General features: G+C 75.4%; 21 protein-coding genes. 12 read left to right on the top strand and 9 right to left on the bottom strand.

The features are described 5' to 3' along the window. Positions 1-234: 234 nt before the first annotated feature. Both ACYVGT_RS16620 and ACYVGT_RS16615 read right to left on the bottom strand, forming a co-directional pair. On the bottom strand, positions 235-1,404 hold the full coding sequence (locus tag ACYVGT_RS16620; RefSeq protein WP_460859220.1) for a S1 family peptidase: 1,170 nt from the start codon (positions 1,402-1,404) through the stop codon (positions 235-237). 431 nt (positions 1,405-1,835) lie between these two features. Next, positions 1,836-3,998: a S9 family peptidase gene (locus ACYVGT_RS16615; protein ID WP_460859219.1), complete on the bottom strand. Its 2,163-nt coding sequence runs from the start codon at positions 3,996-3,998 to the stop codon at positions 1,836-1,838. Between the two features lie 359 nt (positions 3,999-4,357). Between ACYVGT_RS16615 and mshB the strand changes: the two genes are divergently transcribed. Further along, positions 4,358-5,218: an N-acetyl-1-D-myo-inositol-2-amino-2-deoxy-alpha-D-glucopyranoside deacetylase gene (gene mshB, locus ACYVGT_RS16610; RefSeq protein WP_460859216.1), complete on the top strand. Its 861-nt coding sequence runs from the start codon at positions 4,358-4,360 to the stop codon at positions 5,216-5,218. A 254-nt stretch (positions 5,219-5,472) separates the two neighbouring features. Then, positions 5,473-5,910, top strand: coding sequence for a DUF6113 family protein (locus ACYVGT_RS16605; protein ID WP_460859214.1), 438 nt, complete (start codon positions 5,473-5,475; stop codon positions 5,908-5,910). A 19-nt stretch (positions 5,911-5,929) separates the two neighbouring features. On the opposite strand, the gene ACYVGT_RS16600 is transcribed toward ACYVGT_RS16605, so the two are convergent. From ACYVGT_RS16600 to ACYVGT_RS16590, 3 genes are all read right to left on the bottom strand, one after another. Beyond that, positions 5,930-7,051: a zinc metalloprotease gene (locus ACYVGT_RS16600; RefSeq protein ID WP_460859212.1), complete on the bottom strand. Its 1,122-nt coding sequence runs from the start codon at positions 7,049-7,051 to the stop codon at positions 5,930-5,932. Between the two features lie 218 nt (positions 7,052-7,269). Beyond that, the gene (locus tag ACYVGT_RS16595) at positions 7,270-8,598 is read right to left on the bottom strand and encodes a hypothetical protein (RefSeq protein ID WP_460859209.1); all 1,329 of its coding nucleotides are present in this window, start codon (positions 8,596-8,598) and stop codon (positions 7,270-7,272) included. Positions 8,599-8,637: 39 nt separating this feature from the next. Continuing rightward, positions 8,638-8,883, bottom strand: coding sequence for a putative acetyltransferase (locus tag ACYVGT_RS16590; RefSeq protein ID WP_460859207.1), 246 nt, complete (start codon positions 8,881-8,883; stop codon positions 8,638-8,640). Positions 8,884-9,054: 171 nt separating this feature from the next. On the opposite strand from ACYVGT_RS16590, the gene fdxA reads away from it, so the two are divergent. Then, a complete protein-coding gene (gene fdxA, locus ACYVGT_RS16585) occupies positions 9,055-9,378 on the top strand; it encodes a ferredoxin (protein WP_460859205.1) in 324 nt (107 codons plus the stop codon). A 256-nt stretch (positions 9,379-9,634) separates the two neighbouring features. Next, a complete protein-coding gene (gene dapC, locus ACYVGT_RS16580; RefSeq protein ID WP_460859204.1) occupies positions 9,635-10,747 on the top strand; it encodes a succinyldiaminopimelate transaminase in 1,113 nt (370 codons plus the stop codon). A gap of 88 nt (positions 10,748-10,835) precedes the next feature. Here the strand turns inward: dapC and ACYVGT_RS16575 are convergent, their stop codons facing one another. Beyond that, entirely contained in the window at positions 10,836-11,762 is a 927-nt protein-coding gene (locus ACYVGT_RS16575) for a hypothetical protein (protein ID WP_460859202.1), read from the bottom strand. Between the two features lie 483 nt (positions 11,763-12,245). Here ACYVGT_RS16575 and ACYVGT_RS16570 point away from each other — a divergent pair, with 483 nt between their 5' ends. From ACYVGT_RS16570 to ACYVGT_RS16560, 3 genes are all read left to right on the top strand, one after another. Then, positions 12,246-13,082 (top strand): 2,3,4,5-tetrahydropyridine-2,6-dicarboxylate N-succinyltransferase, encoded by an 837-nt coding sequence (locus tag ACYVGT_RS16570; protein ID WP_460859201.1) that lies wholly within the window; start codon positions 12,246-12,248, stop codon positions 13,080-13,082. Between the two features lie 77 nt (positions 13,083-13,159). After that, positions 13,160-14,227 carry a succinyl-diaminopimelate desuccinylase gene (dapE, locus tag ACYVGT_RS16565; protein WP_460859199.1) on the top strand — a complete coding sequence of 356 codons (1,068 nt, stop codon included), beginning with the start codon at positions 13,160-13,162 and terminating at the stop codon, positions 14,225-14,227. 73 nt (positions 14,228-14,300) lie between these two features. Beyond that, positions 14,301-15,107: an LOG family protein gene (locus ACYVGT_RS16560; protein WP_460859197.1), complete on the top strand. Its 807-nt coding sequence runs from the start codon at positions 14,301-14,303 to the stop codon at positions 15,105-15,107. 103 nt (positions 15,108-15,210) lie between these two features. Here ACYVGT_RS16560 and ACYVGT_RS16555 read toward each other — a convergent pair whose 3' ends face one another. Next, positions 15,211-15,546 (bottom strand): hypothetical protein, encoded by a 336-nt coding sequence (locus ACYVGT_RS16555; protein ID WP_460859195.1) that lies wholly within the window; start codon positions 15,544-15,546, stop codon positions 15,211-15,213. A gap of 105 nt (positions 15,547-15,651) precedes the next feature. Between ACYVGT_RS16555 and ACYVGT_RS16550 the strand changes: the two genes are divergently transcribed. The 3 genes from ACYVGT_RS16550 to ACYVGT_RS16540 all read left to right on the top strand — a co-directional run bounded on the left by ACYVGT_RS16550 (position 15,652) and on the right by ACYVGT_RS16540 (position 17,753). Continuing rightward, positions 15,652-16,158 (top strand): hypothetical protein, encoded by a 507-nt coding sequence (locus ACYVGT_RS16550; protein WP_460859194.1) that lies wholly within the window; start codon positions 15,652-15,654, stop codon positions 16,156-16,158. A 3-nt stretch (positions 16,159-16,161) separates the two neighbouring features. Further along, a complete protein-coding gene (locus ACYVGT_RS16545; RefSeq protein WP_460859193.1) occupies positions 16,162-16,740 on the top strand; it encodes a DNA-3-methyladenine glycosylase I in 579 nt (192 codons plus the stop codon). 419 nt (positions 16,741-17,159) lie between these two features. After that, on the top strand, positions 17,160-17,753 hold the full coding sequence (locus tag ACYVGT_RS16540) for a hypothetical protein (protein ID WP_460859191.1): 594 nt from the start codon (positions 17,160-17,162) through the stop codon (positions 17,751-17,753). Between the two features lie 197 nt (positions 17,754-17,950). Here ACYVGT_RS16540 and ACYVGT_RS16535 read toward each other — a convergent pair whose 3' ends face one another. Then, complete coding sequence (locus ACYVGT_RS16535) at positions 17,951-18,763, bottom strand: enoyl-CoA hydratase-related protein (protein ID WP_460859189.1); 813 nt, start codon at positions 18,761-18,763, stop codon at positions 17,951-17,953. A gap of 285 nt (positions 18,764-19,048) precedes the next feature. Between ACYVGT_RS16535 and ACYVGT_RS16530 the strand changes: the two genes are divergently transcribed. Further along, entirely contained in the window at positions 19,049-19,216 is a 168-nt protein-coding gene (locus ACYVGT_RS16530; RefSeq protein WP_081620500.1) for a DUF3117 domain-containing protein, read from the top strand. Between the two features lie 162 nt (positions 19,217-19,378). Further along, positions 19,379-20,884, top strand: a complete 1,506-nt coding sequence (locus tag ACYVGT_RS16525) for a leucyl aminopeptidase (RefSeq protein ID WP_460859185.1) — start codon at positions 19,379-19,381, stop codon at positions 20,882-20,884. A 439-nt stretch (positions 20,885-21,323) separates the two neighbouring features. Here the strand turns inward: ACYVGT_RS16525 and ACYVGT_RS16520 are convergent, their stop codons facing one another. After that, complete coding sequence (locus ACYVGT_RS16520; protein ID WP_460859182.1) at positions 21,324-22,100, bottom strand: O-methyltransferase; 777 nt, start codon at positions 22,098-22,100, stop codon at positions 21,324-21,326. Positions 22,101-22,119: the final 19 nt, after the last annotated feature.

Genomic DNA, 22,119 nt, shown 5'->3' with positions numbered 1-22,119 from the left:
GCTGCCGGGCGGGCCGCCGGAGGCGGCCGCCGCGGCGCGCGCCCGCGCGGCGCGGCAGCGCTGCCGCGCCGAAGACAGGAAGGCCGGCCGCGCGCACCGGGGATGGGTGTGCGTGCGCCGGCCGGCTCCCGCGGCCGCGCTGCGGCCACGCAGAAGGGACCGGCCCCCGCGGTATGCGGGGGCCGGTGGGCGTCCTCCGGGGACGGTCCGGTGGACGCGGATGCAGTGGACGGGTCAGCCGGTCAGCAGCGACGCCCCGAAGGTGTCGAGGATCGGGTTGATCGGCTGGAAGAAGGTCGTTCCGCCGGAGCTGCAGTTGCCCGAGCCGCCGGAGGTGACGCCCTGCGCCTGGTCATCGCTGAGCCAGGAGCCGCCCGAGTCGCCGGGCTCGGCGCAGACGTCGGTCTGGGTGAGGCCGTTGACGGTGCCCTCCGGGTAGGAGACGGACTGGTCCTTCGCCTCGACCGTGCCGCAGTGCCAGCCGGTGGTGGAACCGGAGCGGCAGATGGACGCGCCCTCCGGGGACTCCTCGGAGCCGGCCACGGTGACCGTGCCGCCCTCGTAGTCGTTCACCGCGGGGGTGGGGGTCCAGTTCGAGTCGGCCTCGACGACGGCCATGTCGGCGCCGGGGAACTCCGAGCCGGTCACGGTGCCGGTGCCGGAGCCGTCCTGGCTGCTCACCGAGGTGCCCTCGGTGCCGCAGTGGCCCGCGGTGGCGAAGCCCTCGGTGGTGGCGAAACCGATCGAGCAGCGGCCGCCGCCGGTGCTGTAAGGGTCGCCGCCGACGATGTCGGCGTAGAGCTCCGGAGCGTCGGCAGTGGTCTCCACCTCGAGGGCGTCCGCGGGCACGCCGGCCGCCTCGGCCAGCTTCTCGGCCGCGGCCTCCTCGCCCTCCAGCGCGGTGATCACGACGGAGTCGCCCTGGACGTTCGGGTACCAGCCGGCGACGCCCTGCTCGATCCCGACGTCCTCGGCGTTCAGGTCGGCGACGAAGCTGCTGAGCGCGTCCTCGCCGTAGGAGACGACCTCGGCCTCGGCCCCGGCGGCCTGCACGTCGGAGGCGGCGCCGGACTCGGTGACCGCAACCGTGAGCGTGCCCGAGTCCTGGGAGAACCAGCTGCCGCCGTAGGCCTTGCCGAGCTCCTTGGCGAGCGCGGCGTCGGTGCTGCGGGCGTCGGCCTCGGCATCCATGAGCTCGAGTGCCTCGGCTTCGCTGAGGCCGAGGTCGCGCTCCATCGCCGCCAGCAGCTCGGGGGGCGCCTCAGAGGTGCTGCTCTGGCCGGAGACCGGCTCGGCTGAGGCGGTGGGGGAGCCGGCGGTGTCGAGGACCATGGCACCTGCGGCCACCAGGCCCAATGCGAGCGCGCCGCCTCCGACGACGCGCGCGGTGGTCTTGTGCTGCATTCGTCCGCCCTTTCGTGGGGGTCGGGGGAAAGGGGCGGGATGCACGTTGAAGAGCGGGGGCTCAACGGGGGCATCCCCCGGCCGTCCGCCGGGTCGGCGGCCGGCCGCGTTCACCGCGTTCGGTAAACGAGGAGAAACCATAAGTCATCGGAGAGGACGAACAACAGATCCCGGAGTGAATCCGGAATCACCCGAAAGATGGGTCCGTAACTGGATCTTTCGCGCCGGAGGGGTGGGGAATCGGAGGAACTGCGACGTGAGTCGGCATTCCTCCGATGATCGGATTGATGCATTCACGGATGGTGCAAGAAAAGTCAAGTATTCCCTGTGGCCGGATTAGGACAGTTGAGGCGGAGGGGGAGAAAGAGGTACGGCCGGAACGCCGTCCCCGGCGTTCCGGCCGCACCCCGGCTGGTCGGAGCGGCCTGCGCCTACTGCTCCTTCTCCTGCAGCGCCTCCTGGAAGAACCGGACCTGCAGGAGGAGCAGGTTCTCCGCCGCCGCCTCGTCGTTGGGCATGTGCGTCACGCCCGACAGCGGGAGGACCGTGTGCGGGCGGCCGGCCGCGAGCAGCGCCGACGACATGCGCTGGCTGTGCGCGAACACGACGTTGTCGTCGGCCAGGCCGTGGATCAGCATGAGCGGCCGCTCCAGCCGCGCGGCGTCGTCCAGCAGCGACGAGCGGCGGTAGGCCTCCGGCTCCTCATCCGGCAGGCCCAGGTAGCGCTCGGTGTAGTGGGTGTCGTAGAGGCCCCAGTCGATCACCGGTGCGCCGGCGACCGCGGCGTGGAACACGTCGGGCCGGCGCAGCACCGCCAGCGCCGCCAGATAGCCGCCGAACGACCAGCCGCGGATCCCCACCCGGCCGGTATCCAGGAAGCCGTACTCCTCTGCCGCGGCCTGCACCGCCGCCACCTGGTCCGCCAGCACCGGGCCGGCCAGGTCGCCGCGCACCTCCTGCTCCCACGCCACGCCGATCCCGGGCGTCCCGCGGCCGTCGGCGATGACCACGGCGAAGCCCTGTTCGGCGAACCACTGCGAGGTGAGGTAGGCCGAGCGCGCCTCCAGTACCCGCTGCGCGTGCGGGCCGCCATAGGGGTCGACGAGCACCGGCAGCCGGCGGCCCGCGTGTGCGCCGTCCGGGTCGAACCAGGACGGCACCAGCACCGCGGCCGGGATCCGCCCGCTGCCCAGGCGCAGCAGCCGCGGCGCGGGGACCGGCAGGTCCGGGGTTTCGGCGTAGGAGGCGATCGGCACCGACGACGCCGCAGTCTGCCGGTGCCCGTCCGGCACCACCACCGTGCGCACCCCGCCGGCGGCGAGCGACCGGCGCTGCACGACCAGCGTGCCGCCGCGCAGCCGGCCGCTGTCGACACCGGCGGGCCCGGCACCGGGCGGGTCGAGCGGCAGCACACCGCCCTCGGCCGCGTCGGCAACCCACAGCTCGACGCGGCCCGGAGCCTCCGCCCGGGAGGCGCTGAACAGCACCCGCTCGCCGTCGACGTCGAGGACACCGCGGACGTAGAGGCCCTCCGGGCCGACCGGCGCGCCGTCGACCAGCAGCCGCCGGCGGCCCGCGCCGTCCCGGCCGATCCACAGCGCCTTCCCCGCGCCGGTGAAGGCGGGCACACCGGGCATGATCTCGACCCATACGCCGTCGGTCTCGGTCCGACCGGCAACGGACAGGCCGGTCGCCGGATCGGCGCTGAACACGGTGAGCGTGCGCTGGTCCCGGCTCTGCGCGGTGAACACCACCGTCGGGGTGGAGTCGGGGCCGGTGGTCCACCCGGCCGTCGCCAGGTAGGGCAGCTCCGCCCGGTCCCAGTCCAGCCAGACCGGCTCGCCCGGCGCATCCGTGCGCAGGACCGCCAGGCGCACGTCGGCGTTGTCCGTGCCGGCCGCGGGGTAGCGGATCACCTGGGGCTCCGCTGCGGGGTCGCCCGGGTCGGCGATGTGCCACTGCGCGACCGGGGCCTCGTCAACCCGCGCCGCCAGCACGGCGGAGCCGTCCGGCGACCACCACAGGCCCCGGTAGCGGCCCATCTCCTCTGCGGCGATGAAGTCGGCGAGCCCCCAGGTCACGCCGTCGGCGTCCGGTTCGGCGAGCGCCCGGTCGGCGCCGCTGGCGATGTCGGTGACGCGCAGCGCGCCGCCGGACACGTAGGCGACCGCGCCGCCCTGCGGGGCCAGTTGGGGGTCGACCACCGGCCCCTGGGCGGGCAGCTCCCGCGGCGCGGGGGCGTCGCCGGCCAGGTCGGCGCAGAACAGCCGGCCGCCCAGGGTGAACGCGGCGCGGGTCAGGTCGGCGTCGGTGCTGTAGGCGACGATGCCGCCGCCGCTCTCCCGGAGCCGCTCCCGGCGCGCCCGCTCCTCGGGCGGCAGGTCCTCGCCGCCGGAGCCGAGCAGCGCGTCGGGGTCGGCCACCAGCCGCTCCCGACCGGTGTCGAGGTCGAGCAGCCAGAGGCAGGCGGCCGGGTCGGTGCCGCCGCGGCTGCGCAGGAACGCGACGCGGCGGCCGTCCGGGGAGATGCCGAACGACCGGGGTACCCCCAGGGTGAACCGCCGGGTGCGGGCCTGCTGCCGTGGAAAGCTCATCGCGGGTACGGGCGCGCGGCCGCCGTCCGGCGGCCCGGGTGCGCCCTACTCCTTCCTCGTCGTGGCCGCTGTCGTCCCTCCCGGTGGCTGTGCCGGCGCGCCGGGAAGGGGCCGGGCACGCGGCGGGGAGGGCGGCCCGCAGCGCGGGCTCTTCCGCTTCTACCGCACCGAGGCCCCCCGCGCCCACTGCGCAGCCCGCTGCACCTGCGCCGGAAGGGCGGCGGAGATGCGGCGCGGTGCGGCAGCAGGGCGGCAGGACGGCAGGACGGCGGTTCTGCGCGGCGCCCGTGGTGCGGCCGGCGCCCGCCAGGGGAGTCCCGACGCACGTGGGAGCGGGTGCGCCGGTATCGTCGGGACCCATGACTGACCGCCGCAGCCTCCTGCTGGTGCACGCCCACCCCGACGACGAGAGCATCACCACCGGCGCCACCATGGCCCGCTACGCCGCCGACGGTGCCCGCGTGACTCTCGTGACCTGCACCCTCGGCGAAGAGGGCGAGGTCATCGGCGATTCGCTGCAGCACCTCGCCGCCGACGCCGACGACACCCTCGGCGCACACCGCATCGGCGAGCTCGACGCCGCCTGCCGCGTGCTCGGCGTCGCCGACCACCGCTTCCTCGGCGGCCCCGGCCGCTTCCGCGACTCGGGCATGGCCGGGACCCCGTCCAGCGAGAACCCCGCGAGCTTCTGGCAGGCCGACACCGATGCGGCCGCGGAGCTGCTCGCGGCGATCGTGCGCGAGGTCCGCCCGGACGTGCTCGTCACCTATGACGCCCAGGGCGGCTACGGCCACCCGGACCACATCAAGGCGCACCGGGTGGCGCTGCGCGCGTCCGACCTCGCCGCGCAGCCCGCCGCAGACGGCACCGGGGTCCAGCCCTGGCAGGTGCGCAAGGTCTACGCGATCGCCCAGCCGCGGGCCGTCCTGGAAGCGCGGGTCGCCCGCGCCCAGGCCGACCCCGGGCCGTTCACCCCGCCGGACGGCGTTGACGCCATCGCGATCCCCACCCCGGACGCGTCCGTCACCGCGCGGATCGACGCCGCCGACCACTGGCCGGCGAAGGCGGCCGCCATGGCCGCGCACGCCACCCAGGTCACGGTGGACGGCGAGCGCTTCGCCCTGTCCAACGGCATCGCCCAGGAGATCGACGCCGTGGAGTACTACACCCTGCTCCGCGGGCCCGCCCCGGACGGCGTGGAGGACGACCTCTTCGGGTGAGTCCGCGGCCGGCCCGCCGCGCCGATCCAGCGCCGCCCTGCCGCCGGAACCGCGCACAGATGGCGGCGGAGGGGACCGCGGGTGCCACCGGGAACCGGCGGGCGGGCGGCACCGGTTCGGGCGGTCCGAGCCGGTCGGCCAGTGCCCGCAGGCTGCATCCCGGCCGCGGAAGCGGGGTGCGCGGCGCCCGGCAGGCCACGAGGCGCCGAGGCCGTCCCGACCCGGCCGGGCGCGCGGATCGGTAGGCTGCGGCTGTGTCCGCTCCTCTCCCGACCACCACCGAGCCCGCGCCGGGGCGCCGCCGGCTCGGCCGCGCCGTCCTGAACGGCGCCGCCGTCACCGCGCTCCTGCTGACCGGTCTCGCCGCCGGTGTGGTCGGCGGCCTCTACGCCGGCTGGATCGGCTGGCTGTGGATGACCGGCGGGGTCGGCCTCGCCCTCGCCGCGGCGACCGTCGCCGCCGTGGCGCTCGCCCTGTTCGCCGCGGTGCGCGGGGCCGGAGCAGCCACCGGGCGGCCGGGCGCCGTCGCACTCGCCGCCGGCTGGGCGCTCCCCCTCATGGTGATGGTCTGGGGCGGCGAGAACGGCAACATCGTCTTCAGCGCCGCCGGGATCAACTACGCGTTCCTGTTCGGCAGTGTCGCCGCCGTGATGGCCGGCGTCGCCACCACGCCCCCGCCCGCCAGCCGCTGAGCCGCAGCTGCGCCCGCGGTCAGGAGAGCCAGAAGCGCATCAGCAGGTCGCCGTAGAGGATGTCCATCTGCGGCAGCCCCACGGCCTGGAAGAACGCGGTCGCGGCGTTGAGGAAGGCGACGTTGACCTGCGGCACCCAGAGCACCGCGAAGACCGCGATCACCCCGAAGAGGCCGTAATTCCGGCCGACCCGCTCGGCCCGCTCGAAGCGGTTCGGGCTCGCCGTCGCCGCCTCGACCAGCGGCACGCCGAACGCGTAGCCGTTCATGCCCGGGATCGGCAGCAGGCCGGCAGCCGTCGCGATCAGGTTGGCGAAGCAGAGGAACATCAGCCCGCCGATGAGCCAGTTGTCGGTCACCGACCCGGCCGGCAGCAGCAGCACGACCGACGTCGCCAGCGCCGCGGTCCAGACCGCGCCGGCCACGAAGCCGCCGAACGGGACCAGCATCCGGCCGCCCCGGCTCAGCTGCGAGCGGTCGATGTGGCTTCCCGGACCGAGCAGGCCGAGACCGCCGATCAGCACGAACAGCACGGGCATGGCGGTGCCGGACACGATGCCGCCGCCGCGCTCCCCGCGCTCGCCCACCGCCCGCTCGGAGAACCCGAAGGGGTTGAACCGGAGGTATCCGGTGCCGCGCAGGCCGCGGTCGCCCACCAGATAGGCGGTGAAGGAGCGGCCGAACTCGTGGACGGCGACCGAGATCAGCCACGCGCCGAGGATGAACGTGAACGGCGCGAAGACCTGGCTGCCGTCGGTCAGCTCCCAGTCCAGCTCGGAGCGGTGCCAGCTGAACCAGCCGGCGGCGGCGGTGATGCCGAGCAGCAGCACGAAGACCGGGCTCGGCACGAAGTCCAGCGCGGACGTCCGGCGGTCGCCGGACGCCTCGCCGCCGGCGGCTCCGTCCGCCCCCCGGTCCTCAGCATCCCCGGTGCTGTCCCCGGAGCCGCCGTCCTCCGCCGTGTCCGCGGAGTGCGCGGCGGCACCGCTCTCCGCGGCCCGCTCCCCGGTCTCCCCGCCGGTGCCGGGAGTGCTGTCGGCGGCGTCCGCGGGCTCGGCCTCGCGGACGGCGGTCGCGGCGGCGTCGGTGCCGCCGGCGTCGTCCGTACGGTCGCCGGCGCCGGCCGGGTCGGGCGTGGACATGCTGCTCCCACTGGTCTCGGGCGGATCGTCGGGTGCGGCCCGCTGGGCTGTTCCGGCCGGCGCAGGCCCGCCGCCTCGGGCGGTGCCGGCGCTGCGGCGCAGTGGGGGCGGCGCCGGGCCGATTCCCCCAGGCTACGGCCCAGGGGCAGGTGGCCCGCACCGGGGCGCGCGGAGTGCAGCGCCGCTCCGACCCGCTGCGCAGCGGGGGATCGGAGGGGTTACAGCGCAGCGGGCGGGGCGGTGGCGGCGGTGTGCAGGGCGGTGAGGGCGAAGAGCTGGCCGCCGGGGGTGAGCTCGGGGCGGCCGTCGTCGTCGGCGAGCTCGGCGCGCGGGGCGAAACCGAGTGTGTCCATCAGCCAGGTGAGCTGGAGCAGCGCCGACTGCATGCGGCCGCCGTCGGGCAGCGCGCCGTCCACGCCCCAGCCGGCGTCGCACAGGATGCGCCGCGTCTCCGCGCCGACGCCCGAGCGCTCCCCGCGGGCGTGGCTGCCGGTGGCCCGCGGCGAGCGGAGCAGCAGCAGGCCGAGCATCGTCTCGGCCGCGGCCTGCCCGAACCCGTCGCCGTCCAGCACGCCTTCGGCCACCGCGCGCCACAGCGCCCGGTCGTCGCCGTGCAGGTGCCGGCCGCGCCGGGTGAGCACCAGGCGGCGCCCCGAGCGGCGCACCGCGCGCATGCCGCGCAGCAGCTTGTTCAAGACGATGAGCTGCATCGCGTCGGTCTCGCTGCGCGGCGGGGACGGCGCCGTGCTCCAGCCGAACTCGGTGCACAGCTCGCGCACCACCGACGGCGAGATGTAGCCGATCTGGGTGAGCCCGATCCCCTCGTCGGCGAAGTCGAGCAGCCGGTGCACCGGCGCCAGCGCGGCCCGCGCCTCCTGCGGCGGCTCGGCCCCGCCGATCAGCCGGCCCAGCAGCGGCCAGAGCTGCTGGCGGTGCGAGTGCGCGGGCGAGTTCAGCCACGCGCGCACCCGCTCGTCGCGGATCCGGTCCAGCCTGCTGCGGCCTTGGGCGTCCGGCTGGGTGAGGAAGGTGCGGGTGAACCCCTCCTGGTCGGGGCGCCAGCCGCGGGTGCCGGGCCGCACCTCGCCGGCCGCGATCGCCAGCTCCAGCGCCGCTGAGACCTCCTGGTGCGCCGCGATCTCCGCGCTGCCCAGCGCCGCACCCCAGGTGAGCTCGGCGAGGTCCGGCGGCTCGACGCCGGAGGCGCGCATCGCCCGGTGGTAGGCGGCCAGCCCGGCGTCGTAGCCGGAGGAGTGGGCGTCGAGCACGACCCGGGTGGCCGGCGACGAGCAGATCGCGGCGTAGCGGTTCAGGTCCAGCAGCGCGAACAGGCGGCCGAGCGAGCGCGCCGTCAGCATCCGCTCGCCGGTCTCCCCGGCGAACCGCACCGGCAGCACGTACCAGCAGAATTCCTGGACCGCCCGCTGAGTGAGGTGCTGCAGGCTGTCGCCGCCGGTCAGCGACGCGAGGGCGTTCTCCGCGAGGCGGGCCGCACGCGGATCGAGCCGCGACAGCTGGGCCAGAGCGGACGCGACGGTCTCCTGCATGGCGTTGGTCCGCCCCCTCTCTGCTCTCGCGGTCCCGCGCTACGCCTGGCGCGGGCGGCGCGCGGGCGGCTCCTGCGGCACCAGCCGGCTCGCGGCGATGTCGGCCGCTGCGACCTCGACCAGGTCGCCGCCGCGCCGCCGCACGCCGATGGCGCCGTCCCGCCACCATTCGAGAACACCGACGATATCCCGGAACCGCCCGCCGGGAAGCCGGAGCCGCAGGGTGGCACGCCGGCCGACGTGTTCCGGCCCGACCTCGTCCGACAGGCGCGAGACATAACCCACTGGATCACCCCCGATTGCGCGCGGGCGCCCCGCGATCGCCATACTGGTAACTGCGAATCGTCTGCCGGGAGTTCGGCGAGTCCGCGTGCCGGTCCCCGGCGTCGCCCAGGCTACGGCAGCCGACACCGTTGCACGCGGTCAACGTGGCGAAGACCGAAGAGGAGTAACGACGTGACCTACGTCATCGCGCAGCCGTGCGTCGATGTGCTCGACAAAGCCTGCATTGAAGAGTGCCCCGTCGACTGCATCTACGAGGGCAAGCGCATGCTCTACATCCACCCGGACGAGTGCGTCGACTGCGGCGCCTGCGAGCCGGTGTGCCCTGTGGAGGCCATCTACTACGAGGACGACCTGCCCGAGCAGTGGTCCGAGTACTACAAGGCCAACGTCGATTTCTTCGATGACATCGGCTCGCCGGGCGGTGCCGCAAAGGTCGGCCAGTACGACTTCGACCACCCGGTGGTGGCCAAGCTGCCTCCGCAGGCCGAGGGCTGACAGGCGTTCCGGGGCCCTGCAGCGCCGCTGACCGGCGGCGCGCCCGCAGGGCCCCGGCTCCCGGCTCCGTCCCGGTGCCGGGCGGAGGGCCGGGCCGCGCGTCCGGAGCCGCCCCGAATCCACTCCGCTGCGGGTGCGCCCCGCAGCGGAGCCGCGCCGTACGGCCCGTGTCCGCACGCGGAGCGGGCCCGTTCTGCACACACGGCCGGTCCGCTTGCGCGGCGCTCCGGCCACCAGCGATGGGGGAGCGCACGCAATGGGTGAACGACGACGCCTGACCGACCGGCTTCCGGTCTTCCCGTGGGACCGGCTGGCGGCCGACAAGGAGCGGGCGGCCGCGCACCCGGGCGGCGGCGTCGACCTGTCGATCGGCACCCCGGTCGACCCGGTGCCCGCGGTGGTCCGCGACGCGCTGGCCGCTGCATCGGACGCGCCCGGCTACCCGCTCACCCACGGCACCCCCGCACTGCGGGCGTCGATCGCCGACTGGCTCGAGCGCCGCCACGGCGTCGCGGTCGATCCGGCGGACACGCTGCCCACCATCGGCTCGAAGGAGATGGTGGCCTGGCTGCCGACCCTCCTCGGCCTGGGCGAGGGCGACACCGTCGTCCACCCCGAGCTCGCCTACCCCACCTACGACGCCGGGATCCGGCTCGCCGGCGCGACCCCGCTCGCCGCCGACGCGCTCACCGCAGTGGGCCCCGCGCCGGTCCCGCTGCTCTGGATCAATTCGCCCGGCAACCCGACCGGCCGGGTCCTGGGCACCGCCCACCTGCGCAAGGTCGTGGAGTGGGCGCGCGAGCGCGGCACCATCGTCGCCTCCGACGAGTGCTACCTCGATCTCGGCTGGGAGGGCGGGAAGCCCGTCTCCATCCTCGACCCCGAGGTGAGCGGCGGCTCGCACGCCAACCTGCTCGCCGTGCACTCGCTGTCCAAGCGCTCCAACCTGGCCGGCTACCGCGCGGGCTTCGTCGCCGGCGACCCCGACCTGGTCGGTGAGCTGCTCTCGGTGCGCAAGCACGCCGGGATGATCGTGCCGGCGCCGGTCCAGGCCGCGATGGCCGCCGCGCTCGGCGACGACGCGCACGCCGCGGAGCAGAAGGACCGCTACGCCCGCCGCCGCGCCACCCTGCGCGGCGCGCTGGAGGGAGCGGGCTGGCGCATCGACCACTCCGAGGCCGGCCTGTACCTGTGGGCCGCGCACCCCGAGCACGACGCCTGGGGCGCCGTCCGGCACCTCGCCGAGCGGGGTGTCCTCGTGGCTCCGGGCGCCTTCTACGGCCCCTCCGGCGCCGGGCACGTCCGTGTCGCCCTGACTGCGTCCGACGCCGACGTCGCCACGGCCGCCGAGCGCATCGCCGGGGCCTGACGCGCTCCCGAGCGCCTGCTGCGGCCGGCGCCGCCGCCGGGGCCCTGCCGCGCACGAGCGCTCAGGGAGCCCCGGCTGCGGTGGACCGTCAGCCCAGGGCGATCTCGCCGCGCGGAGCGGCGTCGGGCACGGTCGCCCAGCCGTCCTTGCCGGTCGCGGCGTTCCACCGCTGGTTGCCGTAGGTGACCGTGGACAGGCCGTACTCCTCGGAGTGGGCCACCGCCCACAGCGCCATCGCCCAGCCGAGGTCGCCGGTGCGCGGCTGCTCGCCGGAGGCGGGGACCGCCGCCGGGTCGGCGCCGAATACGCGCTCCATCTCCTCCTGCGCCGCCCCGATGTCGGCGGGCTCCGCGGCGGGGCGGCCGGCGGGTGAGGCGTCGGGGCTGTCCTCGGTGCCGCCCTTCTGCTCCGGCCAGCACGTCAGCGCGCCCCCTTCGGCGCCGGTGAACGCCGCCGCCATCTGCTCGGCGCGCGCTTCGTGCTGGTCGTAGGCGAAACCGTCGGCGCTGCGCTGCACCGTCTGCGCGGCCTCATAGACCGGCATGTCGGCGTAGCCGTCGATCTCCACCAGGTGGTCGTAGAACTCGGTGCTGGCGTAGACCGGGTCCATGATCTGCTCGGGGGTGCCCCACTCCTGGGACGGCCGCTGCTGGAACAGGCCCACCGAGTCGAGGTCGCCGTAGTCGATGTTGTAGAACTTCGTCTCCTGCCAGACCGTGGCGTAGGCGATGACCACGGCGTGCTCGGGCAGGTCCTGGGAGAAGGCGACGCCGCCGATGGTCGCGGCGCTCGCGGCCTGCTCCGGGTCGAGCGCGTCGCCGGCGCCTTCGCCCGCGACCCGGCAGCCGGCGGCGACCGGCGGGTCGATGTCGACCGGCTCGATGGTGCGGATCACGAAGTAGGCGGCCGCGGTCATGGCACCGCAGACTGCGGTGAGGATCACCAGGATCTTGATGAAGGCGGAGGAGCGCTTCCTCCGCCGTTCACGGCGGAGGCGGCGCGGCGTATCGGGCACAGGCAGACCGTTGGGTTCAGGGGGCCCTTGCCGCGTACACGGCCGGCGGGCCCCGGTGGACGGAGGCGGCGGCCCCCGGTGTGCGCACGGGGTGCACGGCCGCCGGCAGTGGCATCCACAGCTGGTCGGGCCGGGCGCACGGCGCGTGCGGTACATCCCGGGGCGTGCGGGCCGGCGCCGGGGGAATCGGGCCCCCGCGGCCGGTCCGGCAGGGTCCTCCGCCCGCCCGGTTCTCCGGCGCACGCAGACCCCCGCCGCGCCGGAGATTACCCGACCGCGGCGCCGCGCGCCCCGCGCACCGCCGTTCGCTCGCCGCCCGGGGCCGGCGGGCTCCTCCGGACCTTCGCCCCAGCGCAGCCGCCCCGGCCGCGCCGCACTGCGGCGCCCCGCACCGCTCCGCCGCGATGACCGGCGCCGCACTGTCTGCGGCGCCCCCGGCGCGCGTTTGGTCGGCGCACCGCGGAATCGGTAGGCTCGCTGCCCATGACCACCTCGTTCACCTCTCCGCTGCCCGCCGAGATCGACGCGCTCTGGGAGCGCCGGTCCGAGCTCTCCCCCGCTGACAAGCCGGCCCGCGACACCATCGTCGGCGCGGTCGACGCCCTCGACTCCGGCGCGGCCCGGGTGGCCTTCGTCGACACCGAGACCGACCAGGTGGTCGTCGACGAGCGGGCCAAGCGCTCGATCCTGCTCAGCTTCCGGGTGCTCGAGATGGAGGAGTCCGCGGTCGGCGGGTTCCAGTACCACGACCGGATCCCGCTGAAGACCCGCTTCGACGGCGTGCGCGTGGTGCCCGGCGCCATCGCCCGCTGGGGCTCCTACCTGGCCCCCGGCGTGGTCCTCATGCCGTCCTTTACCAACTTCGGCGCCTGGGTCGGCTCCGGAACCATGGTCGACACCTGGGCCACCGTCGGCTCGTGCGCGCAGGTCGGCGAGAACGTCCACCTCTCCGGCGGCGTCGGCGTCGGCGGTGTCCTCGAGCCGCCGCAGGCGTCCCCGGTGGTCATCGAGGACGACGCGTTCCTCGGCTCGCGCAGCATGGTCGTGGAGGGGGCCCGGGTGCGCCGCGGCGCCAAGCTGGGCGCCGGCACCATCCTCACCTCCTCCACCCGCGTCTACGACGCCGAGAGCGGCGAGGAGCTGCCCCGCGGCGAGGCGCCGGCCTGGTCGGTGTGCGTCACCGCCAACCGGGTGAAGAGCTTCCCCGGCGGCGACTTCGGCATGCCGGTCCTGCTCGTGCTCAAGCGCCTCGAAGAGGGCCAGGAACACGACAAGCTCGCGCTCAACGACATGCTGCGCGAGCACGGCGTCAACGCCTGAGCGGCGCCGCAGACCCGCCCGGGCCCGCGCGCCGCGCGGGCCCGCTTCCCTTCCTGCGTCCCTAGGAGCCGGCCGCGATGCTCGACATCACCGCAGACGCCCGCACCCTGACCGCCCAGCTCGTCGACACCGAGTCGGTCAGCGGCGGCGAGCGCGCCCTCGCCGACATGATCGAGCGGGCGCTGTCCGGGCTGGGCCACCTGACCGTCTACCGCGACGGCGATGCCGTGGTCGCCCGCACCGAGCTGGGCCGCAGCCGGCGCATCGTGCTGGCCGGACACATCGACACGGTGCCGATCGTCGGCAACGTGCCGTCCCGGCGCGAGGGGGACCGGCTCTACGGCTGCGGCACCTCCGACATGAAGAGCGGCGTGGCGGTGCAGCTCAAGCTCGCCGCCGAACTCACCGATCCGGTGCACGACCTCACCTTCGTCTTCTACGACTGCGAGGAGGTCGACGCCGAGCGCAACGGCCTGCGCCGGCTCTCCCGCGACCACCCGGAGTGGCTCGAAGGCGATTTCGCGGTACTGCTCGAACCCACCGGCGGCGTCATCGAGGGCGGCTGCCAGGGCACCATGCGCGTCGAGGTCATCGCGCGCGGAACCCGCGCGCACAGCGCCCGCGCCTGGATGGGCAGCAACGCCATCCACGGCGCCGGCGGCGTGCTGGACGTGCTGCGCGCCTACACTCCGCGCGAGCCGGAGGTCGACGGCCTCCGCTACCACGAGGGCCTCAACGCGGTCTTCATTGACGGCGGCGTCGCCGGCAACGTCATCCCGGACGAGTGCACCGTGACGGTGAACTACCGGTTCGCGCCGGACCGCTCGGTCAAGGACGCCGAGGAGCACCTGCGCGAGCTCTTCACCGATTTCGACGTGCGGGTCACCGACGCCGCGCCGCCCGCCCGCCCCGGGCTGGACGACCCGGCGGCCGCCGAGTTCGTCGCAGCGGTCGGCGGCGGTGCCGCGCGCGCCAAACTCGGCTGGACCGATGTCGCCCGCATGTCCGAGCTGGGCGTCCCGGCGGTCAACTTCGGCCCCGGCGAGCCGACCCTGGCACACACCCGCGACGAGTGGGTGGACCTGGCAGCCGTCGACGAGGCGGTCCACCGGATGTCGTCCTGGCTCAGCGGCACCACCGCCTGACACGGCCGCCACCGGCCGGGCGGCTGCCCCGATCCCGCCGCCGGAGCGCCGCGTGAGCGGATAGTTTGGGCCCATGACCGACGAGGAGATCCGCCGCGCGGGGCCGCTCACCTACCGCGGCGACGCAATACCGCAGACGACGACCGACCAGCGGCTGCTCGACCGCCGCGGCCCTTCGGACTGGGTGCACACCGATCCCTGGCGGGTCCTGCGCATCCAGTCGGAGTTCGTCGAGGGCTTCGGCCTGCTCTCGGAACTCGGCCAGGCGGTCAGCGTCTTCGGCTCGGCGCGCATCAAGGAGGACTCCCCCTACTACGCGCTGGGCGTGCAGACCGGCGCGGCGCTGGCCAACGCCGGCTATGCCGTCATCACCGGCGGCGGGCCGGGCCTGATGGAGGCCGCGAACAAGGGGGCCGCCTCCGTCGACGGCCAGTCGCTGGGGCTCGGCATCGAGCTCCCCTTCGAGCAGACGCTCAACAGCTACGTCGACACCGGCGTCACGTTCCGGTACTTCTTCGTCCGCAAGACGATGTTCGTGAAGTACTCGCAGGCGTTCGTGGTCCTGCCGGGCGGGTTCGGCACGCTCGACGAGCTGTTCGAAGCGATCACCCTGGTGCAGACCCGCAAGGTGACGCGCTTCCCGGTCGTGCTCATCGGCCGCGAGTTCTGGGGCGGGCTGGTCGACTGGATCCACCAGCGGCTGCTGGACGAGGGCGTGATCTCCAACCAGGACCCCGACCTCATCCGGATCACCGACGACCCGGAGGAGGCGGTGCGCATCGTGCAGGCCGCCCACGCGCACATCGAGCGCGAAGCCCAGGAGAAGGCCGCCGCCGAAGCCGCGGCGCACTCGGCCGCCAACGGCAGCCGGACCGGCTGACGCTCCGCGCGCCGGCCCCATCGGGCCGCTCCCCGGTGGGGTCAGCGCTGCACCCGTCCGACCGTCCCGCGCTCCAGCCCTGCTCGGCTGCGCCGCCCGCCGCTCACGCGAGCCCGCGCCGGGCGACCGCCGGCGGGCGGGTGCCGCGGATGGCGGCGACCATGGCGAGGGCGTCCTCGGCCGCACCGGTGCCGGCCGCAGTGACATGGGTCGCACCGAGCCACGCGGCCAGCGCCACCCGGGCGGTCTCGGCGCCCGGCGCGCCGCCCTCGCAGCGCACCAGGACAGGACCCCCGGCCGCAGCGAGCGCGCGCACCCGCGCGGCGTCCGGCGCCGGACCCGCGTCGGCGACGCCGTCGGGCGCGGGCGATCCCGGCGGCAGCACTCGTCCGGCGCCTCCGCCGGAGCAGCGGCCCTCGGCCGCGGGATGCTCGTTCACGCCCCGAGTCTGCCATGGTGAGCGGCCCTGCGGGCGGCCGGTCAGCGGGCGGCCGGGTGGCGCCGGGGGGTTCCGCTGCCCGCCGGATGTGGCACGATCGGGTCCGTGAATCCAACCATCCTGATCCTCAGCGCGCTGGCCGCTGCGGCCGTCCTCGCGGGCGTCGCCTACACGGTCATGGGCAAGGGCGGTCAGCTGGCGCGGTTCGAGGCGGACCATCCTCCGCTGGACCTCCCCGAGGGGCGCCGCCTCGGCCCCGCCGACCTGGCCGGCGTCGCGCTCCCGGTCGCACTGTGGGGCTACCACGTGCGCGGCGTCGATGAGCTGCTGCGCCGCATCACGGCCGCGCTGGAAGCGCGCGACCAGCGCATCGCCGAGCTCGAGGCGCGCCTCGCCGGCGCGGAGGCGTCGACCGGGCCGAAGGTGCTCTACCCGCGCACCCCGCCCTCCGGCGTGCCGTTCGGGCCCGGCCAGCGGGTTGCCGGCGGCGCGGGCGGTTCCAGTGCTGCCGGCGGCGGCGCGGAGCCCTCCGAGCCGTCCGAGCCCGCAGATCCCTCCGAAACCTCCGCCGCTCCGTCCGCTTCTCCGGCGCGCGGCACCGGGAGCGGGTGACCCGTGTCCGCACCGCCGGCGGCCGACGGCCGCACCCGTTGCGGCTGGGCGCTCGGTACCCCCGACCTGGCGGCCTACCACGACACCGAGTGGGGCCTGCCGATCCGCACCGACCAGGGGATGTTTGAGCGGCTGTCGCTGGAGGCGTTCCAGGCCGGGCTCTCCTGGCTGACCGTGCTCCGCAAGCGCGCCGCGCTGCGCGAGGACTTCGCCGGCTTCGATATGGCGGCCGTCGCCCGCTTCGGGCCCGCCGACGTCGAGCGGCTGCTCGGCGACGCCCGGATCATCCGCAGCCGCGCCAAGATCGAGGCCGTCGTGGCCAACGCGCGCGCCGCGCTCGACCTGCCCGGCGGCCTTGCCGCCCTGGTGTGGGCGCACGCGCCGGAGGGGCAGCGGCCGGCCCCCGCATCCGACGCCGATGTGCCCGCCGCCACGCCGGAGAGCACCGCGCTGGCCAAGGAGCTCAAGGCGCGCGGCTTCCGGTTCGTCGGGCCGACCACGGCGTATGCCTCGATGCAGGCATCCGGCGTCGTCGACGACCACATCGCCGGCTGCTTCCGCCGCGGAACCGGCTCCGGCTGAGGCGCCGGCCGCACCGCGGCGAGGCCGGCGTGGCCGGCCGGTGGGCCCCGCCGGCGGCCGTCGTGCCGATCCGCCCGCCGCCGCGCCCCGCTTTCGCGCTGCGGGCCCAGTCCGGGGCCGCAGCGCCGTCGTGCGCGCCCTGCGCCGCCCGCTGTCCGGACCGGGGCCGGATGCCGGGTGAGGCAGTGACCAGTGCCGATGCGCTGATCCGGTGCGCTCCGCGGGGACCGGGCCCGGATCCGGGGAGCGCGGGGCGCTGCCGGGGATTCCGCCCGGACCGGGCCCCGGTGTGCCATATCCTCACGGGCGTACCCGCGGCCCGACCGCAGTCCGCCCGCAGTCCGAGGGCCGCACGGAGGATGAGTGAGAGCCATGAGCGAGTGTTGCAGCGTGACCGGTCACCCGACCGAGGACGCGCGGTGAGCGAGGCCCCCGCCCGCGGGCGGGACCCCCAGCGCTCCGGCAGCGAAGCCGAGCCGGCGGAGTCCTCCCCGATCCGCCGCATGGCGCTGTACGCGCCCCCGCGGTCCACCCGCCACTCCGCAGCGAAGCGCCGCCGCGCCCGGCTGTGGGTGCTGGCGGCCGCCGCCCTGGCGGTGCTCGCCGCCGCGGGCGCCGCGGCCTTCGTCCTGCTCTCCGGCGACGGCGGCGAAGAGCCCGTGCCGGACCCGTTCGTCGGCTCCTGGCGCGGCGATATGAGCCAGGAGTCGGCCGCCGGCGGCCACGTCACCGACTGGGGCGCCGAGGTGGTCCTGGAGTCCGGTGAGGAGCGGGGCAGCTCCGAGTGGTACTCCCTCAACTGCCGCGGCAGCCTCACCCTGCAGGAGCGCTCCGAGGACCGGCTCGTCTTCGACTACACCGAGACCTACGACCCGCAGGACCGGTGCGTGGACTCCTCCGAGCTGGTCCTCACCCCGGCTGGGGACGACGTCCTGGAAGCCCGCTGGGAGGCCGTCTCACACGACGGCACCACGATGATCTCCACCGGGATGCTGCGCAGCTCCGGCGGCTGAACGCCAGGCCCCCGGCCCGGCCTGATCCGGCCGCCCGCCGCGTGCAGGGTTTTGCCGGCCCGCCGGCAGCGGCGTATCGCGCCGGTGCCGCCGGGCCGCCGGGCGCCAGGGCGGGGTCTTCCTCCCCGACCGGGGAGGACCCCGCGAAGGGCGTGCCAGAGCGGCGCGCAGCAGGGCAGTGGTCCGCCCGACACGCCCTAGTGGCCCTCGAACTCCGGGGTGCGCTTCTCCAGGAAGGCGAGGGTGGCGTTCTTGTGGTCGACCGTGTCGACGCACTGGTCCTGCAGCCCGGCCTCCATGTCGAGTGCGCGGGACAGGTCCAGCGCCTGGCCGAAGGCGAGCTCCGCCTTGATTGCGGCGTAGGCGACCGTCGGGCCGTTCGCCAACCGGACCGCCAGCGCCCGCGCCTCAGCCGCCAGCTCGTCGGCCGGAACCACCCGGTTGACCAGGCCGATCTCCAGTGCGCGCGCGGCCGTGACCGGCTCGGCCAGCAGCAGCATCTCGGCGGCGCGCGCGTGCCCGATCAGCCGCGGCAGGGTCCAGGAGGCTCCGGTGTCCGAGCCGAGGCCGACGTTGGCGAACGCCATCAGGAACGACGCCTTCTCCGAAGCGATCCGCAGGTCGCAGGCGAACGCCAAGCCTGCGCCGGCGCCCGCAGCGACGCCGTTCACGGCGGCGACGACCGGCTTGGGCATCTGCGCCAGGCCGAGCACGATCGGGTTGTAGTGCCGCCGGACGGTGTCGTCCAGGCCGCGGCCCTCGCTGAGATTGGCACCGTGCTCCTTCAGGTCCTGCCCGGCGGAGAACGCCCGCCCGCTGCCGGTCAGCAGCACGGCGCGCGCTGAGGGGTCGGACTTGGCCCGCTCGACCGCTGCGAGCAATGCGTCCTTGGCGCCGCCGTTCAGCGAATTCATCGCGTCCGGCCGCTCCAGGGTGATGGTGGCGACACCCTCGCTGAGGTCGTAGGACACGGCCGATCCCGTGCTGTCGGTGCTGGCGCTGTCGGCCACGGTGACTCCTCGCTGAGCTCGGCTGGGGCAGCACCGGCTACGCCCGATCCGGCACTGCCGCTATAACCTTACTGTTCGGATTCCTCGGAGCCCGCGGCTGCGGGGCTGTCCGATCGTTCCCAATCCGGTCGGAAAACCGAGATAATGACGGAACGGGAACCCCCGTCCGGCGCCGTGTGCGCGGTGCGGCGGTTCCCCTCGGCGGTCCGCTCGGCCGGACCGCTCTTCGCGGGTCCCGATTCCCAGAGATCCACGGCGAATCCTTCCTATGAAAGGGGAGACGGCATGGCGGCGATGAAGCCGAGGACCGGTGATGGTCCCATGGAGGTCACCAAGGAGGGCCGCGGCATCATCATGCGGGTCCCGCTGGAAGGCGGCGGGCGTCTGGTCGTCGAGCTGACGCCGGATGAGGCCAAGGAGCTCAAGGACGCCCTCGACGGGGTCGTCGGCTGACGCCCACGCGCAGCGGGCACCCGCCCGGAGCGGCGCCGTGCGCCGGCGGCTGAGCACCCCGGCGGCGGGCCCGTCCGCGGCGGCCTTCCAGCGGACACGGCTGGCGGGCAGCGCCGGAGAGATCCGGCGGACCAACGACGTCCCCCTAGATTGCGAGTGATCGTGCCCATCACGACGGTGATACGGACCGCCGGCCCCCAGGGCGGCGCCGCTGGCACCCCCGGGCCTTTCGCCGACGCCGACCTGGTCGCGCTTCCGGTGCGGGCCGAAGACGGCGGCGCAGTGCCGGCGGCAGGGGCCGCCGCGGTCGAGGCGGGGCTGCCGGCCTCCCTCGCCGAACTGATCGAGCTCTACGGCGCCACCGGCGCTGCCGGGCAGACCGCGGAGTTCGCCGCACACCTCGGCGGCGGCCCGGTGCGGGTCGCGCTGCTCGGCACGGGCGCGGCCGACCCCGCGGACCTGCGCAGCGCGGGCGCGGCACTGGCGCGGCTGGCCGCCGGCCGGAGCAGCGTCGCGGTCGTCGACCTGCCCGGCGGGCCGGAGGGGCTGACCGCCTTCACCGAGGGGGCGCTGCTGGCCTCCTACCGGTTCACCCTCGCTGCGGCGCCCGCCGGCGCGGCGCCCGCCGGCGCGATCACGCTGCACCTCGGGGCGGACACCGACCCCGCGGAATCCGCGGACGCGGTGCGGCGCGGCACGGTCCTGGCCGGCGCGGCCGGCTTCGCCCGCGACCTGATCAACACCCCGTCCGCGCAGAAGGACCCTGCCTGGCTCGCCGAGCGCGCCGGCGCGGCGGCCGCGGAGGCCGGGCTGGAGATCGCGGTCTGGGACGAGAAGGACCTCGAACGGGACGGCTTCGGCGCCATCCTCGGCGTCGGTGCGGGCTCCGCCCGCCCGCCGCGGCTGATCCGCCTCGACTACGCGCCGGCCGGGGCCGACCGGCACCTGGTCCTGGTGGGCAAGGGCATCACCTTCGACACCGGCGGCCTGTCGCTGAAGCCGAACGACAACATGAAGCTCATGAAGACCGACATGAGCGGCGCGGCCATCGTGCTCGGCGCCATGGCGGCGCTGCGCGACCTCGGCGTGCGTACCCGCGTCACGGCGCTGCTGGCCTCGGCCGAGAACGCGGTGTCCGGCTCGGCGCAGCGGCCGGGCGACATCATCACCACCTACGGCGGCCGCACGGTGGAGGTGCTCAACACCGACGCCGAGGGCCGCCTGGTGATGGCCGACGCGCTCGACTACGCGGTCGCGGAGGTCCGGCCCGACCAGTTGGTGGACGTCGCCACCCTCACCGGCGCCGCCAAGGTGGCACTGGGCACCGGCATCGGCGCCCTGTTCGCCACCGACGACGCGCTCGCCGAGCAGCTGTCCGCAGCGGGGGAGGCGTCCGGCGAGCCGCTCTGGCGGCTGCCGCTGACCGAGGAGTACCGGGACACGGTCCGCTCGCCAGTGGCCGACCTGGCCAACATCGGCACCAGCGGCGACTACGGCCACCCCGGCGCGACCGAGGCGGCGCTGTTCCTGGAGGAGTTCACCGGCGGACTGCCCTGGGCACACCTGGACATCGCCGGGCCGGGCCGGTCCATGGCGGAGAAGGGCGTGCTCACCAAGGGCGGCACGGCATTCGCCACCCGTACGCTGCTGCGCTGGCTGTCCGCCTGAGCGGGTCCTGCCGCGAGCCGGTCCCGCTGCCGCGGATGCGGCTCAGCAGCGGGCCGCCAGCGGCCCGCTGACGGGCATCCGGGGCTCCCTTCCGCGGAAGGGAGCCCCGTTCCGCGTATCGGGGCTGCCCCGGAACGCCCGCGCACCGTGCTGCTGTGCCCGGGTGGGGGTTCGCGCCAGCGGACGGCAGCGGACGCGCGGCCGGCCGGGCGGAGCCTGTCCGCCGCTGCGCGGCGCAGGCTGTGCGGAGGGACTGCTTCCGCCGGATCCGCGCGATGCCGGGCCGTCCGGTGCCGACTCCGCAGGGGAGGCCGGCCGCTGCCCGGCACCGAGCCTCCCGGTCCGCGGCGGCCCGCTCGAGCCGCACTGCGCCAGCGCCGCGGCCGGCGCCGCGGCACCGCGCCCGGAGCGCAGTCGGGAGCAGTGCCCGACGCCTGGCTCAGGGCCCCTGGCGCTCGCTGCGGATCGCCGCCAGCAGTCCGTCGCCGACCGGGAGCAGCAGCGGGACGAGCCCCTCGTCCTCGCGGATGGCGCGGCCGAGGTCGCGGATGGCGGCCGTGCCGGAGTCGGATGCGCTCAGCGGACCGTCGCCGAGCGGGGATGCGGCCAGCGCGTCATGGAACACCGCCACCCCGCCGGGGCGCAGCAGGCGCAGCGCCTCGCCGAGGTAGTCGGGGTACTCGCTGCGCACGGCGTCGGCGAACACCAGGTCGTAGGCGCCGTCGGTGAGCCGCGGCAGCACCTCCAGCGCGCGCCCGCGGATCAGTCGGGTGCGGTTGGTCGAGAAGCCTGCCGCCCGGAACGCCGAGCGTGCCGACTCCTGGCCCACCGGATCGACGTCGACCGTGGTGAGGATGGCATCCGGCCGCATACCGCGCAGCAGCCAGATCCCCGAGCCGCCGTATCCGGTGCCGATCTCCACCACGGAGCGGGCGCCGATGGCGGCGGCCAGGAACCGCAGCGCGGCGCCGCACGCTTCGGACACCGGGCGCACGCCCCTGCGCTCGCCGGCTGCCGCGCGCACCGCGGCCAGCGCGGCGTCTGCGGTGCCCGCGGCGTCCTCGCCCGCGGACCGCTCGGAGTGCGCGAGCGTCTCGTAGTTCGCGGCGATGGCGGCCTCCCACCCGTGGATCGGATCTGAGCGGGCCGACCCCGCAGGGGAGTGCTGGCGACCACGTCGGGCCGGTCCTGGGGAAAAGCGTAGCCCACCGGCCATTCCGTGCCCGGCAACCGCC

Source organism: Nocardiopsis coralliicola (genome assembly GCF_054779695.1).
This window is presented reverse-complemented; position numbering and strand designations above follow the sequence as displayed.

What these genes read in the sequence shown, in the direction of transcription:
- ACYVGT_RS16560 (WP_460859197.1), top strand. Translation starts at nt 14,301, where the DNA reads ATGACCGACGAGGAGATCCGCCGCGCGGGGCCGCTCACCTACCGCGGC.
- ACYVGT_RS16600 (WP_460859212.1), bottom strand. Translation starts at nt 7,051, where the DNA reads ATGTCCACGCCCGACCCGGCCGGCGCCGGCGACCGTACGGACGACGCC.
- dapC (WP_460859204.1), top strand. Translation starts at nt 9,635, where the DNA reads ATGGGTGAACGACGACGCCTGACCGACCGGCTTCCGGTCTTCCCGTGG.
- dapE (WP_460859199.1), top strand. Translation starts at nt 13,160, where the DNA reads ATGCTCGACATCACCGCAGACGCCCGCACCCTGACCGCCCAGCTCGTC.
- mshB (WP_460859216.1), top strand. Translation starts at nt 4,358, where the DNA reads ATGACTGACCGCCGCAGCCTCCTGCTGGTGCACGCCCACCCCGACGAC.
- ACYVGT_RS16595 (WP_460859209.1), bottom strand. Translation starts at nt 8,598, where the DNA reads ATGCAGGAGACCGTCGCGTCCGCTCTGGCCCAGCTGTCGCGGCTCGAT.
- ACYVGT_RS16570 (WP_460859201.1), top strand. Translation starts at nt 12,246, where the DNA reads ATGACCACCTCGTTCACCTCTCCGCTGCCCGCCGAGATCGACGCGCTC.
- ACYVGT_RS16615 (WP_460859219.1), bottom strand. Translation starts at nt 3,998, where the DNA reads ATGAGCTTTCCACGGCAGCAGGCCCGCACCCGGCGGTTCACCCTGGGG.
- ACYVGT_RS16520 (WP_460859182.1), bottom strand. Translation starts at nt 22,100, where the DNA reads ATGGCCGGTGGGCTACGCTTTTCCCCAGGACCGGCCCGACGTGGTCGC.
- ACYVGT_RS16530 (WP_081620500.1), top strand. Translation starts at nt 19,049, where the DNA reads ATGGCGGCGATGAAGCCGAGGACCGGTGATGGTCCCATGGAGGTCACC.
- ACYVGT_RS16620 (WP_460859220.1), bottom strand. Translation starts at nt 1,404, where the DNA reads ATGCAGCACAAGACCACCGCGCGCGTCGTCGGAGGCGGCGCGCTCGCA.